Origin of the sequence: Paraclostridium bifermentans (genome assembly GCF_019916025.1) — a bacterium.
In the GTDB taxonomy this organism is placed as follows: domain Bacteria; phylum Bacillota; class Clostridia; order Peptostreptococcales; family Peptostreptococcaceae; genus Paraclostridium; species Paraclostridium bifermentans.
The window spans coordinates 994,495-1,012,332 of sequence record NZ_CP079737.1 but is presented as its reverse complement, the minus strand read 5'-3'; the positions used below and the strand labels follow the sequence as shown (position 1 = coordinate 1,012,332).

The 17,838-nt window shown below is 29.2% G+C and carries 16 protein-coding genes and 1 riboswitch; of the genes, 2 read left to right on the top strand and 14 right to left on the bottom strand.

The features are described 5' to 3' along the window. Positions 1-11: 11 nt before the first annotated feature. Positions 12-114, bottom strand: a riboswitch (TPP riboswitch). 54 nt (positions 115-168) lie between these two features. Then, positions 169-1,425, bottom strand: coding sequence for a dicarboxylate/amino acid:cation symporter (locus KXZ80_RS04870; protein WP_021432333.1), 1,257 nt, complete (start codon positions 1,423-1,425; stop codon positions 169-171). 321 nt (positions 1,426-1,746) lie between these two features. Next, the gene (locus tag KXZ80_RS04865; RefSeq protein ID WP_021432332.1) at positions 1,747-2,628 is read right to left on the bottom strand and encodes an SH3 domain-containing protein; all 882 of its coding nucleotides are present in this window, start codon (positions 2,626-2,628) and stop codon (positions 1,747-1,749) included. A 261-nt stretch (positions 2,629-2,889) separates the two neighbouring features. On the opposite strand from KXZ80_RS04865, the gene KXZ80_RS04860 reads away from it, so the two are divergent. Further along, positions 2,890-3,084: a hypothetical protein gene (locus tag KXZ80_RS04860; protein WP_021432331.1), complete on the top strand. Its 195-nt coding sequence runs from the start codon at positions 2,890-2,892 to the stop codon at positions 3,082-3,084. Between the two features lie 105 nt (positions 3,085-3,189). Here KXZ80_RS04860 and KXZ80_RS04855 read toward each other — a convergent pair whose 3' ends face one another. The 12 genes from KXZ80_RS04855 to KXZ80_RS04800 form a co-directional block, all read right to left on the bottom strand. Further along, positions 3,190-3,627: an MOSC domain-containing protein gene (locus tag KXZ80_RS04855; protein ID WP_038285443.1), complete on the bottom strand. Its 438-nt coding sequence runs from the start codon at positions 3,625-3,627 to the stop codon at positions 3,190-3,192. A 1-nt stretch (position 3,628) separates the two neighbouring features. Continuing rightward, positions 3,629-4,099, bottom strand: coding sequence for a cyclic pyranopterin monophosphate synthase MoaC (moaC, locus tag KXZ80_RS04850; RefSeq protein ID WP_021432329.1), 471 nt, complete (start codon positions 4,097-4,099; stop codon positions 3,629-3,631). A gap of 168 nt (positions 4,100-4,267) precedes the next feature. After that, on the bottom strand, positions 4,268-4,909 hold the full coding sequence (modB, locus tag KXZ80_RS04845; protein ID WP_021432328.1) for a molybdate ABC transporter permease subunit: 642 nt from the start codon (positions 4,907-4,909) through the stop codon (positions 4,268-4,270). Between the two features lies 1 nt (position 4,910). Continuing rightward, the gene (gene modA / locus KXZ80_RS04840) at positions 4,911-5,675 is read right to left on the bottom strand and encodes a molybdate ABC transporter substrate-binding protein (protein WP_021432327.1); all 765 of its coding nucleotides are present in this window, start codon (positions 5,673-5,675) and stop codon (positions 4,911-4,913) included. A gap of 15 nt (positions 5,676-5,690) precedes the next feature. Next, positions 5,691-6,233: a 4Fe-4S dicluster domain-containing protein gene (locus KXZ80_RS04835; protein WP_021432326.1), complete on the bottom strand. Its 543-nt coding sequence runs from the start codon at positions 6,231-6,233 to the stop codon at positions 5,691-5,693. Next, complete coding sequence (locus tag KXZ80_RS04830; RefSeq protein WP_021432325.1) at positions 6,233-7,609, bottom strand: [FeFe] hydrogenase, group A; 1,377 nt, start codon at positions 7,607-7,609, stop codon at positions 6,233-6,235. Before KXZ80_RS04830 ends, KXZ80_RS04835 begins: the two co-directional genes overlap by 1 nt. A gap of 11 nt (positions 7,610-7,620) precedes the next feature. Beyond that, positions 7,621-8,178, bottom strand: coding sequence for a 4Fe-4S dicluster domain-containing protein (locus KXZ80_RS04825; protein ID WP_021432324.1), 558 nt, complete (start codon positions 8,176-8,178; stop codon positions 7,621-7,623). Positions 8,179-8,204: 26 nt separating this feature from the next. After that, positions 8,205-9,500 carry a formate dehydrogenase accessory sulfurtransferase FdhD gene (gene fdhD, locus KXZ80_RS04820; RefSeq protein ID WP_021432323.1) on the bottom strand — a complete coding sequence of 432 codons (1,296 nt, stop codon included), beginning with the start codon at positions 9,498-9,500 and terminating at the stop codon, positions 8,205-8,207. Next, the gene (locus tag KXZ80_RS04815) at positions 9,478-10,680 is read right to left on the bottom strand and encodes a molybdopterin molybdotransferase MoeA (RefSeq protein WP_021432322.1); all 1,203 of its coding nucleotides are present in this window, start codon (positions 10,678-10,680) and stop codon (positions 9,478-9,480) included. The genes fdhD and KXZ80_RS04815 overlap by 23 nt, the downstream gene beginning before the upstream one ends. 116 nt (positions 10,681-10,796) lie before the next feature. Beyond that, a complete protein-coding gene (gene fdhF, locus KXZ80_RS04810; RefSeq protein WP_082435282.1) occupies positions 10,797-12,932 on the bottom strand; it encodes a formate dehydrogenase subunit alpha in 2,136 nt (711 codons plus the stop codon). Positions 12,933-13,456: 524 nt separating this feature from the next. Next, positions 13,457-14,905: an amino acid permease gene (locus KXZ80_RS04805; RefSeq protein ID WP_021432319.1), complete on the bottom strand. Its 1,449-nt coding sequence runs from the start codon at positions 14,903-14,905 to the stop codon at positions 13,457-13,459. A gap of 597 nt (positions 14,906-15,502) precedes the next feature. Next, entirely contained in the window at positions 15,503-15,691 is a 189-nt protein-coding gene (locus tag KXZ80_RS04800) for a hypothetical protein (protein ID WP_021430867.1), read from the bottom strand. A gap of 441 nt (positions 15,692-16,132) precedes the next feature. Between KXZ80_RS04800 and KXZ80_RS04795 the strand changes: the two genes are divergently transcribed. Continuing rightward, positions 16,133-17,788, top strand: a complete 1,656-nt coding sequence (locus KXZ80_RS04795; protein ID WP_021432318.1) for an ABC transporter substrate-binding protein — start codon at positions 16,133-16,135, stop codon at positions 17,786-17,788. The last annotated feature ends 50 nt before the right edge of the window (positions 17,789-17,838 follow it).

Here is a 17,838-nt window from a genome sequence, read left to right as displayed (position 1 = left end):
AAATTTCATTTGTATATTTAGTAAAGCTTTCCTACGCTGGTATTATCCAGATCAGGTTTGAGGGTTAATGAATAAATTCATCTCTCAGCCGTTGGGGCACCCCTAGCTATTCATTTTAGATTACAGTTTAATTATAGCTCACTAAATTTATATGTCAATAAAAATTTATTACGCTACTTCTGCCGCATCTATATTAGTTACTTCTAACTCTTTTTCACTACTTGCAACTACAAGTGTACAAGTGTTATCTCCCATAACATTTACTGTAGTTCTAAACATATCTATAATTCTTTCTACTCCCATTATAAGTCCGATACCTTCAAGTGGAAGTCCTACTGATTGAAGCACCATTGATAGCATTATCATACCAACACCTGGAACTCCTGCCGTTCCAACTGATGCTAAAGTCGCTGTTAAAACTATTGTTAACATATCATTTATACCTAAATGAACTCCATAAACTTGTGCTATAAATAAAGCTGCTACACCTTGCATTATAGCTGTTCCGTCCATGTTTATAGTAGCTCCCATAGGTATTGTAAATGAACGTATACTTTTACTAACTCCCATTTCTTCCATAAGCTCTAAACTTACTGGAACAGAAGCATTACTTGATGCAGTTGAAAAAGTAACTGCAGCTACTTTTGAAAATTTACGTACAAATCCGATAAAACTAACTTTTGTAAATACTTTTAACGATCCTCCATAAACCACTACTACATGTAGTAATAGCCCTAATAATACAACTAATATATATTTAACTAATGATCCTATTGCATCTGCTCCTACTGTAGAGAAAGTATTTGTAATAAGTGCAAATACTCCAAAAGGTGCAAACATCATTATTACACTAACCATTTTCATACAAACTTCATTTGCACACTCAAATAATTTTTTTAAAGGTTTTGCCTTTTCTCCTACTAAACTTATTGATACTCCAGTAAGCATTGCAAAGAATATTATTTGTAGCATTTCACCTTTTGCAAAAGCCTCTATAGGGTTTGATGGTATCATATTTAATATTATTTCTGATAGTGACTGATTTTTTGCTATCGTAGTAGATTGGCTAGCTACAGTTCCTAAATCAAGTCCTGCACCTGGCTTTAATAAAACTCCTAAAGCTAATGATATACAAATAGCTACAGCTGTTGTCATTAAATAGAATCCCATAGTTTTAAATCCAATTCTACCTAATTTCTTTATATCTTCCATAGCAGATACACCGCATACCAATGAAACAAATACTAGTGGCACTACCATCATTTTTATAGCTTTTGTGAATCCATTTCCTATTACATTTATAATTCCACCTAATAAAACTGTATCTTTAATATAACTACCTGGCATTTTGCTAAGTATTACACCAAATAACATTCCTAAAAATAATCCAATTAATATCTTACTCGTTAATCCAAGTTTCCTCATATGTGTTTCCTCCATCTCTTTATCATATTAATATTATACACTAAAACCCGACTTTTTTGTAATTTTTTAAAGTTCAAGGACATCAAAACACATTTTAACTTAATATAATTAAGTAAGTACATTTTTAACCTTATTATATTTTGTCTATCTTGGATATAACTTTATATATATTCTAAAATCAGCTTAAAAAACTTAATTTTCAAACTATTACATATTTTAACTTATTTTTATTCATACATATACGATTATTCCTTATATTTTTAATAAAAAAAGACGGTACGTAAGTAACTTTACTTAACGTACCGTCTTTTTTTATTTTAACTATTTTAATATTTTTATTTCCATATTTTGTCTTCCGAACTTAACACATTCTGCTTCACTGTTCATAAATATATCTATTCTTTTACCTTTTATAGCACTTCCACAATCTTCTGCAGTAAATACCATGTCAAACTTAGGTATATATACTTTTGTTCCATATGGTATTACAGTTGGGTCAACTGCTATAGTTCCCCATTTAGGAGTTGTTCCTGTTGAAGTTATAGTATCTCCAGCATATGCTGTTGCTTCTATAGACATTAATGTTCCATTGTTGTTATTAGATGAAGTTTCTGCTTGTGAGTTAGAAGATTCATTTGTTGTTGCATCAGATACTGTAGATGCGCTCTTAACTTCTTTAACAGCATCATTGTTTTGTTGTTTAGCTTGGTTTTGTTCTTGTTCTTTAGCTTGAGATTCTGTTAACACATAATCACCACAAACCCATCCTTCTTTTTTATCATCTAATTTAATTCTATACCAATTATCTTGTTCTTCTAAAAGTTTAATTTCTGTATTTTTATCTAATGTATCTAATTTATCATGTTCTGTAGCTGGCCCTTTTCTTACGTTTAATTTACTAGCAGTTACAGTTGCATTCTCTTTATCAGTGTAATCTCCACTTACCCATCCTTCATTTCCATCAGTAAGCTTTATCTTGTTCCATCCATTATTTGTTTCTAATATTTCAACTACCATACCTCTGTCTAATGATCCTACTCTTTGTTCTTCTATTGATGGACCTTTTCTTACATTTAATTTTTCTGCTTTAACTACTTCTCTTTCTGCTGCATATATATTACTTGTAGATGTATAAAGTCCTCCTACAACTAATCCTAATGCTAATATTAATGATGATTTCCTCGCTCTTTTATTCATACTCATAGTATCCCTCCAGTTAATTTAAATAAATAAAAATTATATATTATTGACCATTATGTCTTGTAAAATTCGTATTTTATGAATTTGTTACTTTTCTGTAACTTTTAATTAATGATAATATATTTTTGGACCTTTGTAAACACATTTTCTATAATTACCAGAAAAAGGGTTACAAATTAGTTACAATTTTAGTAACAATTTAATGTTTCATACCCCTAAGGATGAGTGTATAAATATCCATATATTAATATGGAGGTATTATGTATGATAAGTTTTTGCTCAATGTGTTCTGGTATTAGCGAGTATGAATTAAAAAAAGCTTTATTAGAAGTTGATATAAAAGAAGATTGTATATGTGAATGTGGATCAGAATTTACAGCTTATGTAGATACTGAATTAATAACAGCACAAGATAAAGAAGACTTTATAGCTCAGGCTCTAGAAATATTAAATAAATAAATAAATGGCATGAGTCCGGTTAAATACCGTACTCATGCCACTTAAAAGTGATTTTTATATGTGTCCACTTGAAATGGATATATTTATTTCTTAGTTGCTTTTATATTATGCTTCAATAATTTCTATTTTATCTCCACATTTAACTTCACCATCTTTTATTATTTTAGTGAATATTCCTTCTCTAGGCATTACACAGTCCCCAACTTTAGTTTTTATTTCACAGCCTTTATGGCACTTCTTCCCTATCTGAGTAACTTCTTGAATTGTATTACCTATTTTCAACTTCGTTCCTACAGGTAACTCATACAGAACTATACCTTCAGTTGTTAGGTTTTCGGCAAAAACTCCAGGAGTTAAACCATCTATTCCTTGTTTTCTTGTTTTTTCTATACTTTCAATTCCAAGTAAGCTTATTTGTCTATGCCACTCACCTGCATGAGCATCTCCAACAAGACCATGATTTTGTTTAAACATACCTTTTTCTATTGGTTTTTTTATAGTTCCTTTTTTCTCACTTATATTTATAGATATTACTTTTCCTATATTATTCATTTCTAATGTACTCCCCACTTTTTCCACCTACTTTTTTTACAAGTCTTATATTATTTATAACCATATCCTTATCTATAGCTTTGCACATATCATATATAGTAAGTGCTGCCATAGACACAGCTGTTAAAGCCTCCATCTCTACTCCAGTCTTACCTACAGTAGATACTGTAGCTTCTATTTCTATTTCTGTTTCTAATATATTAAATTTAATATCCGCTCCTGTTAAAAATATATTATGACACATAGGTATTAAATCCCATGTTTTCTTTGCTCCTGTTATTCCTCCGACTTGTGCTACAGAAAGTACATCGCCTTTTTTTATTTTTCCTTGCTTTATTATCTCTATAGTTCCTGACTTCATAGATATGCTACCTTTAGCTGTAGCAGTTCTTTTTGTTTCATTTTTTTCACTTACATCTACCATTTTGGCTTTCCCATGTTCATTAAAGTGAGTAAACTCCATATTAACCTCCTATTCGTACCATGTCTATTTCCACATATTCTCTACTTTTTAAATTGTATTATCTTTGTAAATAAAAATGTTTAAAGCACAAAACTTAAACAATTTAAAATCTAATGTTATATTTAAGCTTTGTGCTTTTATTTTTTAATTAAAACATAATCTTATATTCTATTTTAATTTATTTAATATAAATATAGTAGTAAAACTTATTATTATAGTTATTATTATTAATATATTTGCTTCTCTTATATCGCCACTTTCTACGAAAAAATATATGGCTAAAGGTACCGTTTGAGTCTTACCTGGTATATTTCCAGCTACCATTAAAGTTGCTCCAAATTCTCCAAAAGCCCTCGCAAATGATAATATAGTTCCGCCTATAATACCTTTTTTAGATAATGGTATTATTATTTTCCAAAAAACCTTACTATCAGTAGCTCCAAGATCTTTAGCTACATCTTCATATGTGGTATCTATTTCTAAAAAAGCAGTTTTACAGCTTTGATACATCATCGGAAGCGCAACTACTATACATGCTATACATGCCGCCTGTGGAGTAAAAATCAATGATTTTTCAAATAAATTATATACAAACTCTCCTACTGGACCATTTTTTCCAAGAACTACTAAAAGTCCATAACCAACAACAGATGGTGGTAATACCATAGGAATAATTATAAAAGATTCTATAATTGTTTTAAATTTAAAATTATATTTTGTAAATATTCTAGCCAAAAAAATACCTACTACTAAAGTTATCATTGTAGCTACTACAGAAATTTTTATGGATAAGATTATGGCATCTTTCATATTAATTATTTACACATTCAAATCCATATTTTTTAAATATTTCTTTAGACTTTGAACTATTTAAGTATTTAATAAATTTATCCGATTGAGATTCATTCTTTGTACTTGCTACAATAGCTGCTGGGTATATTATTGGCTTATGCATATTATCATCCACTACTTCATAGATTTTACACTTATCAGAACTTAATGCATCTGACTTATATACCATTCCAAAGTCTACGTTATTTGTTTCAACATAAGACAATACTTGCTTTACATCTTTTGCATATATTATTTTATCTTTTAATTTATCATACATTCCCATATTCTCTAATGATTCTTTAGCATAGTCTCCAGCTGGAACTACTTTGGGTGTTCCTATAGAGAACTTCAGATTGCTGTCATTTTGATCTAAATTTTTATTTGATTCTTTATTTGATATTATCACAAGTTTATTTTGTAATAAATCTATTTTAGAATCTTTTTTTATAAGGTTTTTCTTTTCTAATACATTAATTTGCTTAGGTGAAGCAGATATATATATATCACAATCTGCACCTTGTTCTATTTGCTTTTGAAGAGTTCCAGATGCACCTAAATTAAGGGTAATATTCACATCATTTTCTTTTTCATATATACCTTTTATTTCTTCTAAAGGTTCTTTTAAACTTGCCGCAGCTGATATAGTTATATTTTGTTTCTCTTTAGAAACTTTACTACACCCACTTAAACCTAATGCTAATATAACACTTACAATAAGTAAAATCTTATTTGTTTTTTTCATTAGTTATACTCCTTATTATAAGTTGGAAATGCATTCTGCTGCTTGTTTTCTTTTATCATTTATGATTACTTTTACATCCTCTTCTTTTACTATTTTAAATGCTTTAGTAGGACATACATTTACACATGCAGGACCGTCTTCCTTCCCTGCACATAAATCACATTTATTTGCTACCATTTGCTCTTTGAAATATAATTTATCTGAATCTATATTATCTAATTTAATTTCTTTACTCACTATTTCTATAGCTCCTATAGGGCATGCTATAATACATGTTTTACAGCCAACACATTTTTCTTCCTTAACTACTATTGCCCCATTTTCTCTTTTTATAGCTTCATTAGGACATACATTTGCACAAGGCGCATCTTCACATTGTCTACATTGAATAGGCGCACTTACTTCTGCAGTTTTTACAACAGTAAGTCTTGGATTAAAGTTTATATGATTTGGGTCTTGTAAAAATATATTTTCTTCAGAGTGAGCTACTACGCATGCAATAGAACATGTTCTACATCCTATACATTTATTTGGGTCTGATATAACAAAACAATTCATTATTTAGCCACTTCCTTTCTAGTACAATAATTTGTATGTAATAAATGATGTGATTTTTCTCCTAATGGTTCTTTTAAAAATTCATCATATATTTTCTTTATAGCAGGACTTTCATGAGATTTTCTTATCTCTATATCTCTATCGTGATTATAAGTTGATTTTCTTCTATTTGAATAAGCTAATTCTCTATATTCATCTAGTAAAAGTTTAGGTTGCCCTCCACCACTAATACATCCTTCTGGACATGTCATAACTTCTATAAAGTGTAGGTCACAGTCACCCTTTTTAATATCTTCTAATATAGAAACTACATTTTTTAAACCACTTACCGCTGCAACTTTTAGACTTAAGTCTCCTACTTTTATAACAGATTTTCTTATTCCCTCTCCACCTCTAACTTGAGTTACCTCTACGTTAGGAATTTCTTGGTTAGTTATAAGCTCATATCCGGTTCTTATAGCAGCTTCCATAACTCCACCTGTAACACCAAATATAGTTCCTGCTCCAGTATAATCTCCTAGAGGAGAGTCAAAGTCTTCATTGTTTAAACTATTAAAGTCAATTCCCATATCTTTTATTAAATAGGCTAATTCTCTAGTTGTGATTACAACATCTACATCTTTGTATCCACTTGACTTCATTTCTTCTCTATCACATTCAAATTTTTTGCAAGTACATGGCATTACAGCTACACTAAATACATCTTTAGGATCTACATTATTCATTTGAGCACCATAAGTTTTAAATACTACTCCACCCATTTGTTGAGGAGATTTACAACTTGATAAATGATTTGTAAGTTCAGGATAATTATCTTCCATAAACTTTACCCATGCAGGACAGCAAGAAGTAAACATAGGAAGATTTTTATTTTCCCCTATTCTTTTTATAAGTTCACTACCTTCTTCCATTATAGTTAAATCAGCTGCAAAGTTTGTATCATATACTCTATCAAATTTTAGTTGTTTTAATGCTGCAACCATCTTCCCATATGTTAATTCTCCTAAATCACAACCAAATTCCTCTCCTAATGCAACTCTTACTGCTGGAGCGCATTGAACCACTGTAAATGAATTCGGGTCAGCTAAAGCTTCTTTAACTTTTTCGACATCACATGTATTATAAGCTGCAAATAGAGGTTCTTGTACGCTTTCTAGCATACCTCTTTCTTCTTTCTTTGCTTCTATTGTATCTTGTCCTAATTCGTATATAGGAGCAAATGATTTACATTGCTGTACACATTGACCACAGATTACACATCTATCTTCATCTATAAATTGAGCCTTTCCTTTTTCTCCTTGTATTGCATCTACTGGACAAACATCACTACATTTTTTACAACCCGTACATAAGTCTTTATCTATATTTACAATCATAACTTATCCTCCTATTTATTATTTGAAATTCCAAGCAAAGCAAGTGCTGCTTTTTTATTTTTTAATTTTTTATCTTCTATAGGAGATACTAGTTTTAATGCATTTTCTGGACAGGCATTTATACATGCTAGTTTATCGCTATCTTTACATAAATCACATTTATATGCTATTACTTTTTCATCTTCTAACTCTATTTGTTCTACTTTTTTTCTATCTTTATATTGAGGCAATAGGTCTATAGCTCCGAAAGGGCATGCTAATATACATGTTTTACACCCAACACATGCTTCTTCTTTTACAATTATTGCATTATTTTCTTTTTTTATTGCCTTATTTGGACATGTATTTAAACAAGGTGCATCTTCGCAATGTTTACATTGTATAGGCATATAAAAATTGCCTTGTTTAACTAAATATAATCTTGGTATAACAGGTATTTCTACAGTTCCAACAGTATATCCAACATTATTATTCTTATTATGCTCAACAAAACATGCAACCTCACAAGCTCTACATCCTACGCATTTATTTGCGTCTGCTATTACAAACGAATTTAATGTACTTTTCATATTTTCCCACCTTTTAAGTTTACTTTTTAATACTTAACTCTATATCCATTAGCATATATATTCATTCTTCTTCCTCTTACAAATCCAACTAAAGTTATATTTAACTTTCTTGCAAGCTCTACTGAAAGATTTGTAGGGGCTGACTTTGAAACTACTATAGGAATTTGCATCTTACATGCCTTTTGCATCATTTCAAGAGAAATTCTTCCGCTAACTACTATAAATTTATCTTCAAAATTTACATCATTTAATACACTATATCCAATTACCTTATCCATAGCATTATGTCTAGCAACATCTTCACATATCACTACAGGATCAGATCCATCAAACAGTGCTACACTGTGAACTCCTCCAGTATCTTTAAATAATTGAGATGATGTCAAGTTCATGTGCATTGAATTGTAAATTGTATTTATATCTATTTCAAAACTATTTTTAACTGGATTACACTCAATAAAATCTAAATCATTTAAAAATATTTTTTCTAAGTTTAAATTAGTGTTAGATTTATTCGATATAACCTGTGCTACCTTTAATTTTTCATCTATAATTATACTTTCTATATCATTTTTATTAGATATATAGCCTTTTGTAGCTAGAAATCCAACAATCAATTCCTCCAGCTTATCTGGAGTACATAAGAAAGTATTTAAATATTTTCCGTTTAAAATTAAACTTAATGGGTATTCTGATATTATAGTTTCTTTTTCTTCTTTAGCATTTTGATTATCTATTTTAACCACATCTATTTTTATAGTTTTATCATAATCATAATTTATTAATGGAATCTTAAGTTCCTCTGTTTTTATATAAGATTCAATAAAATTAACTATTTGATCTATATTGTTTATATCTAAGTTGGTTATACCCTCTATATGTTCATTTGTCGCTATAGCTATAAATGTATCTTTATTTATTGAATTTTTAAAAAGAAAATTTTTATCGACTTCTTTTCTATGAACTTCAATTTTAGGATAAGGATTTTGTTTAAATCCTTCAGTAAATATAATATCTACATCGTCAAATAGTTCTAATACTTTACTTAAGCTTTTATCTTCTTCTAGGATTTTTACTACCCCTATTTTTTCACTTGAAGCTATAACTACATCTTTAGCCCCTGCCTTTGTAAACCTATAACTGTCCTTACCTTCTTTATCTATATCAAACTTATGAGCATCATGCTTTAATGCTCCAACTTTATATCCTTTTTTCTTAAATTCTTTTATTAATGATTCCACCAAAGTTGTTTTTCCCATTCCAGACTTTGTAGAAACTACAGATATTATTTTCTGTTTATTATTGGAATATAAATTTCCCATCTAATATTTCTCCTTTTTTTACAAATCCTTTATCCTTTGGAACTATCACTATTCCATTAGATTTTGTAATCATTAAAAGTTGATTAGAACATTGAGAACCCGTTTCATATGCATAAAATTTACCATCTTCTTTTTTTATATCAACATAAACATAGTTTGTTCTTCCCACTTTGCATTTTATATCATGCTTTAATATAACAGGAAATTTATTTTCTTTTATATCTTCACCACTCATTTTTAATATAGCAGGCTTTACAAACTCTTCATAGGTAGTTATAAATGATAGAGGATTTCCTGGTAATCCAAAAACTAATTTTTCACCAATAGTAGCAAATATAACTGGCTTGCCAGGTTTTATTGCTATTTTATTAAATTTAATATCAGCACCTAACTCAAGTAATACATCTTCTATAAAATCATAATCACCTGTAGAAGAACCACCTGATGTTATTATTATATTTGAAATTTCTATAGCTTCTTTTAATTTTTCTTTTATAACATCTTTTTTGTCCTCAATTATTCCAAATGATTTCACTTCTAAATCTTTTGCTAAAGCCTTTAATGAGTATTCATTGCTATTTCTTATTTTACCATTTTCTATAGAATCAGTTATATCAACTAGTTCATCCCCAGTAGTTAATACTGATAAAGTTGGTTTTTTATAAACCTTAACCTTTGAATATCCTAGAGATGCTAAAAGTCCTATTTCACTAGCCCTAATTTTTTGCCCGACTTCTAATGCTAAATCTCCAACTTTAAGCTCTTCACCAATATTAATTATATTTCTATTTTTTTTAACTACTTCCGATAATATAATCTTATTTTCATCTAATTCTACATTTTCTATTTGTATAACTGCATCAGTATCATCTGGAACAGGAGCTCCTGTCATAATTTTTATAGCTTGATTATCATCTACTTTACCTTCAAAGCAATCTCCTGCTTTTATTAACCCTACAATATCTAAACAAATTTTTTCATTTTCATTACAAATCAAAGAATCCTTGCTTTTTATTGCGTACCCATCCATAGCTGATTTATTAAAGGGGGGCAAATTATCATTAGAATATATATTTTCAGCTAATGTATATCCTATCGATTCCATTAAATCTTTTTCACATGTCCCTATTAATTTAGATCCTTCAATAACTTTATTAATCGCCGTAGAAATATCTATCATACCTATTCCCCTTTGTTTTATTTTTAACTTAACAATATACTTTTATTTTATAACCCAATTAAAGACCTATCATTTTTATAATTAATCAGATAGATCTTTAAAATCAGATATATAGTCTATTTTTCAATTAACATTTGTTTTCTTATTTTTTCATATTCATCTTTTATATATTGCTCTGCTGAATCTTGGTCTTTTATACTTTCTACTTTTATTGCACAGTATTTATATTCTGGAGTTTTAGATATTGGATCTAAGTTATCTATAGTCAACTCATTACAAGATCCAATCCACCAGCTGTAAGTCATATATGTAGCACCTTTTATAACTCTATCTGTTACTAAGGCTCTAGTTAATATACTTCCTCTTCTTGAACTTACTCTAACTAATTCTTTGTCCTTAATTCCTAGCTTTGAAGCATCTTCTATGCTTAATTGTATGTATCCTGGCTCATCCTCTAAAGCTCTAAGTGCTCTACAGTTTCCTGTCATTGTTCTTACTGAATAATGTCCTACCTCTCTAACTGTACATAATACAAGAGGATACTCTTCATCAGGAATTTCTTTAGGAGGTCTCCATTCACATGCGAATAGTTTTCCTTTTCCACTTTCAGTTTCAAATTTATTTCCTTCATATAAGTAAGGTGTACCTTTATGATCTTCATCTGTGCACGGCCATAAAACACTTCCTTGCTTTTCTATTTTTTCATACGATGCTCCAGCGAATAATGGTGATAATGATATCATTTCATCCCATATTTCCTTAGTGTTATTATAACTCATAGGATAGCCCATAGCTGTAGATATTTCACACATAATTTGCCAGTCCGGTTTTACATCACCTTTAGGTTCTACTGCTTTTCTCATTCTTTGGAATCCTCTATCTGCAGATGAATATACTCCATCATGTTCACCCCATGAAGTTGCAGGAAGTACTACATCTGCATGTAGAGCTGTTTTATTCATAAATATATCTTGAACTACTACAAATTCCATAGCATCTAAAGTTTCTCTTACCTCACTTGCGTGTGGATCACTTTGTACTGGATCTTCTCCAAATATATAATAAGCTTTTACTTTGTTATCCTTTAATGTTAAATGAGGTACTTCAGTTAATGTAATACCTGGTTTAGAAGAAAGTTTAACTCCCCAAGCTTTTTCAAATTTCTTTCTTACTTTGTCATCTGTTACCTTTTGATACCCTGGGAATAAGTTAGGTAAAGTTCCCATATCACATGTTCCCTGAACATTATTTTGTCCACGTACAGGTCCTATTCCAACACTTTCTCTTCCAAAGTTTCCAGTTAAAAGAGCTAATGATGCAAGCCCTTTTACAACATCCACAGCTTGACCAAACTGACATACACCCATTCCATATAAAATCGTAGCATTTTTAGCATTTGCATATTCTCTCATTGCTTTTCTTATATCTTCTGCTGGTACGTTTGTCATTTTTTCAGCATACTCTGGAGTATACTTTTTAACCATTTCTTTGTATTCTTCGAATCCTTCAGTGTATTTTTCAACATATTCTTTATTATAAAGATTTTCTTCTATCAATACATTAGCAAATGCATTGACTAAAATCATATTAGTTCCACCTTTTATAGGTAACCACATATCTGAAATTCTTACAGATTCTGTTACCCTTGGATCTGTAACAATTAACTTAGCACCCTTTTCTTTTGCCCTAATAATTCTTCTAGCAACTATAGGGTGTGAATCTGCTCCATTATATCCAAATATAAATAATAAATCTGAGTTCTCTATCTCTGGTATAGAGTTAGACATAGCCCCATTTCCTAATGAGTAAGCCAGACCGGCTACTGATGGCGCATGTCAAACACGGGCGCAATGGTCTATATTATTAGTTCCTATTGCCGCTCTCATAAATTTTTGCATTACATAGTTTGCTTCATTCCCAGGTCCTCTTGCAGAACCAGTTCCCATTATTGCATCTGGACCATATTTTTCTCTTATTTCATTTAATCTAGATGCTGTATAATCTATAGCTTCTTTCCATTCAACTTCTTCTAACTTCCCATTTTTTCTTATCATAGGCTTTTTTAATCTTGATGTTAGAATTTTGGGGTCATTTAGAAAATCCCATCCATAATATCCTTTTAGGCATAAGTTTCCTTCATTAGTTCTTCCATTTGCAGGTTCTGCTCTAACTATTTCATTGTCTTTAACAACTAAATAAAGCTGACACCCTGCCCCACAATATGGACATACAGTTAAAACTTTTTTTTCCAAACGTACTCCACCTCTCTAAGTTTTATTTCTTAATATTTAATGTATTTAATTTGTATAATGTATGTAACATGTATATATTACTACTCTAAATTTCAGATTACAATACTATAAATTTCCAAAAGTATATATTAATAATTCGACTCATAAATACCTAAATTTTCTTTATATTCCAATATTTGCTTTTTGTATATGCTTTTATATATAAATTCAATATTATTTTGTATATACCTCTTTACTGTTGATTATGTATTTTCGTATGTATCAATATATTTCAAACTAGATTAAATATTACAAATCTTTTAATTTATGAATAATTTTTTTAAAATTTTTTTATTTTTAATTTATATAAATTACATTTTTACCATATATTACCATTAATTATTTTTATACATAGAAAAAACATATTTTATTGACTATAATCCAAATATTATCCACAAATATTAGTTAAATATAGTTTCCTTAAACATAAAAAATGAGTGAAGTCTCCTTCACTCATTTTTTTCTCTATTTATTAACTAAGTTTATTAGTTAGATGCATTTTCACTTCCATTAGTTTTCTTAGCTATAATAGGTAATATTAATCCTATTCCCATTAACACTATAGGTGTTATAACATTTAAAGAAACTCTAAATATCCATTCTTTACTAAATGCAGGAACATCAGTTGGGAACATACCCATTATACAAGCAAATGCTGTAAATCCAAAACACCAAGCTCCAACTATGAAACCTAATTTATCACTCTTTATAAACTTGTATTCAGTTTTAAATTTACTACTCATCTTCTTAAGACCCATGTAAGCTAGGAATACCCATAAGTATCTCATTGGCATTACAACTGAGTTTAATTTTAACAACCAGTTAAATAACTCATTAGTGTTACCTATTCCTAATGCTGGAATTACTATTAATATAGAAACTAATACAGCTGTCATTATATATCCATTAACTAAAACACCATTTTTATTTGTTTTAGATAATTTCTTAGGTATAAATCTAGAGTCAGCTTCTCCTAATAATACTCTAAGCGGAGCATCTATTGAGAATACTAAAGCTGATAATTGTGCTGCAGTATTTGCTAATGCATAAACTATAACAAATAAACTACCTAATCCATAATGTTCTCCTAATAATTGGAATGCATAGTATTGACCATTCATCATTAAGTCTTCTGGTATAGCGTTAGCATTGAACATCATACCCATAGCTATTGATCCTAAAAGTGCACATACAGCAACCATTCCAGCTAAAACTAACATTCCTTTAGGGAAGTTTTTAGATGGGTTTTTAGTATTGTTTACGTATGGAGCTATCTTCTCGCATCCTCCAACAGCAAATACTAACATTGATAAAGTTGTTAAGTATGCAAAGTCAAATTTAGGAATAAATGACTTAGGCGTTATATCAGGTGTTGCAACATGTCCAGTTATAGCTGGAGCTGCTAATCCTAATACTATGTATAATAAAGACATAACAAACATTGACATACCTGCTACGTTACCTATAACCTTTAATACTTTTACTCCCTTTGTTGAAATATATAAAAATATTAAAAATACAACAAGTACCATTCCTTGTAATATTAAAGGGTTTAATTCCTTTAATGTTGTAGCAAGTTCTCCTGATGGACTAACTGCCCAAGAAAGTGCTATTAATAATGCTTGTGGCTTTTGTGCTAAATAAGGTACATGAACAACCCAATAAGTCCATCCTGCCATAAATGCAAGCATTGGTGTTGTAGTTGAACTTATCCAAGCTGAAACTCCACCTTGAGAATCTTTAAATGCAGACCCTAGTTCCCCAACCATTAATGTATATGGTACAAAGTATAAAGCTATCATGAATATCCATGAGAATACTACAGTAAGTCCTTGATTTGCAAAGTTATTAACAACATTTCCAAATCCCCATACCATAACAAATCCCATTAAAGCAATATTTTGCCACGTTAAATTTCTATTTTGATCAGACATTGATCTTTTACCTCCCAAAATTTGTATGATTACGGTTTCTATTATATATCGTTATAATTTATTGTCAATACACTATTGTAAATCGTTTTCTTCCTGTATTTTCCTTCTTTATTCTCAATTTTTTGACAATTAACTTTTTCTATTCATAATCTTTTCAAAATCTAAACGTATGTATTTTATCAATTTTCATTATTTTTTAAAATTAGTATTATTCATGCATTTAGTTATATATTATATTAATTTTTTTTGATATATTTTTTATTACTTCTTTCATTTTATATAATTTAATTTTAATTTTTAACTTTTTATTTTCTTCAAAATTTTTTTATTAATCTATTTATTCAATATATATAATTTATATATATTTTTTGAATTAAATCATTTATTTTTTTAAGTTATTATACCTATCTTTATTATTAAATAAAAAATTCGCTTCTCTCATGTCGCCAACGACTCCGTCCGTTGCTCAAAATGTTATTTTTTACTTTCACCAAAACATTTGTATCACTATGTTACATAAGTTATACACGAAATTTAATTAAGTATAATTTTCTTAAGCGTAAAAAAAGAAAGGCTTCAATAGCCTTTCTTTTTACATTATTTAAATCTTTTTTCAATGTGTTCTTGTAACTTTTGAGCTTGTAACCCTTCAGCTTCCGCAAAGTCTTTAAAACATTTACTTAATTCTTTGTCATCAACATTATCAGCATATTGCATAAAATCTCTTACTTTTTCTTGAGTATCTAATAATGCTTTTTTTAAACAATCTTGTGTATTCATTTCCATAATTATCACCTCACTATGTATTTATTAATATTATTCCAATGTTCAAACTTTATTATTCATGGTTAAAATTTCAAATAATATAACTAAATTATTTTTAAATTTAAAAGTATATAATATAAAATTACCCTTATATAAATTTCATCATAATGAAATAATTTAAGTAAATTTTTATAATTTTCAATACTTTTCAAAAATTATATTTAATTGCTTTATAATATTATTAAATACTGCTATACTCATAATATATTTTACTTCTGACATAAATTTTTCAAATTAACATTTGATTATTTTGCAATCTAATATTAGTATTACTTAAAAATTTTAACTAATTTTAAATTAATCTAATCTTTATCTACTTTTCAAATTTACTACTCACAAATAACTTCTTTAGTTTATCTTAAATTTTTTATTATAATTAATATGTTTTTAGGGGGTATTTTTATGGTACTAAGAAAAAAATTAGCTTTAATATTTGCACTCTCGTCAGTTGGAGCATTGTCTTTAGTCGGTTGTTCTAGTACAGATTCAAATCAAGGTTCTTCAAAATCTATAGACCCTTATGCAGTGCTTGCAAATGAAAATGCTCGAAAGGCCATAGTCATGTCAATAGACAGATCTGAAATTACCGATGTGCTATTAAACAATGGTTCTGAACCAGTTTCATTTATTACACCTAAGGAGTTAGCATTTACGAAAGATGGAAAAGATTATAGAGATATAGTAGGAGATATGGGATATAAATCAAATGATGAAGAAGCTAAAAAAGCTTGGGCTAAAGCTAAAGAAGAGTTAGGGTTTGATACTGTTACACTTGAATTACTATCTTATGAAGGTGAATCTGGAAGGAAAACAGCTGAATTTATACAATCAGAACTTAATTCTAATTTAGAAGGTCTAAATTTAGAAATTAAGCAGCAACCTTTAAAGCAAAAACTAGATTTAGCATCTAAAGGAGATTATCATATAGATTTAAATGGTTGGTCTGCTGATTATCCAGATCCTCTAACATTTTTAGAAATTTTTACAACGCAAGGTATGTATGGACAAAGATTATCTTATTCTAATCCTGATTACGATAAATTAATTGAAGAAGCAAAGGTAGCTGAAACACCTGAGGAAAGTTTTGAAAAATTTGGAGAAGCTGAAAAAATATTCTTAGATTCTGCCAATGCTGCCCCGCTTTATCAACAAGGGACATCATTCTTACAAAAAAGTTGTGTTAAAGATGTAGTTAGATATACTTATGGTTCTCCAGCTTCATATAAATGGGCTGATGTAGATAAAGAATCCAAACAATTAAATTTAACTTTAGCTGGAGATATTCCTACGCTTGATGTTAGTAAAGCATCAGATATGGACTCATTTTATATGATAACAAATACTATGGAAGGTCTAACAAGAGTAGATGCAAGCGGAGTTGCAACTCCTGCTATGTCAGAAAGCTGGGAACAATCAGATGATGGGAAGACATGGACGTTTAAAATTAGAAAAGATGCTAAATGGTCAAATGGTGACCTCGTTACAGCTCGTGATTTTGAATACTCTTGGAAAAGAACTTTACAACCTGAAACTGCATCACAATATGGATACGTTATGTATGATATAGAAGGTGCTAGTGATTATAATAGTGGTAAATCTGAAAATGCTGATAATGTTGGAGTAAAGGCAGTAGATGATTATACTTTAGAAGTTAAATTAAATAGACGTGTTAACTATTTTGACCAACTTATGTCTTTCTGTGTATTCTTCCCTCAAAACCAAAAATTTGTAGAAGCTCAAGATGGTAAAAATGGTACTACAGCTGAAAACTCTGTATATAACGGACCTTTTACTATGTCAACTTGGAAAATGGATGATTTATGTGTTTTAAGTAAAAATCAAAATTATTGGGATAAAAATGCTGTAAAATTAGATACAGTCAATCTTAAAGTTGTTAAAGACCCTAATGCAGCTATAAATTTATATGAAACTGATCAAATAGATGTAGTTGGTTTATCTTCTGAAAATGTTGATAAATATAAAGATTCTAAAGAATTTATGACAACTAAAAAAGCCGAAACATTCTTCTTATTAATTAACAATAAAGGTTCTAAATAATTTTTCTATAAATTCCAAAAAAATGTTTAGAAACCTAATTATAGTGTATA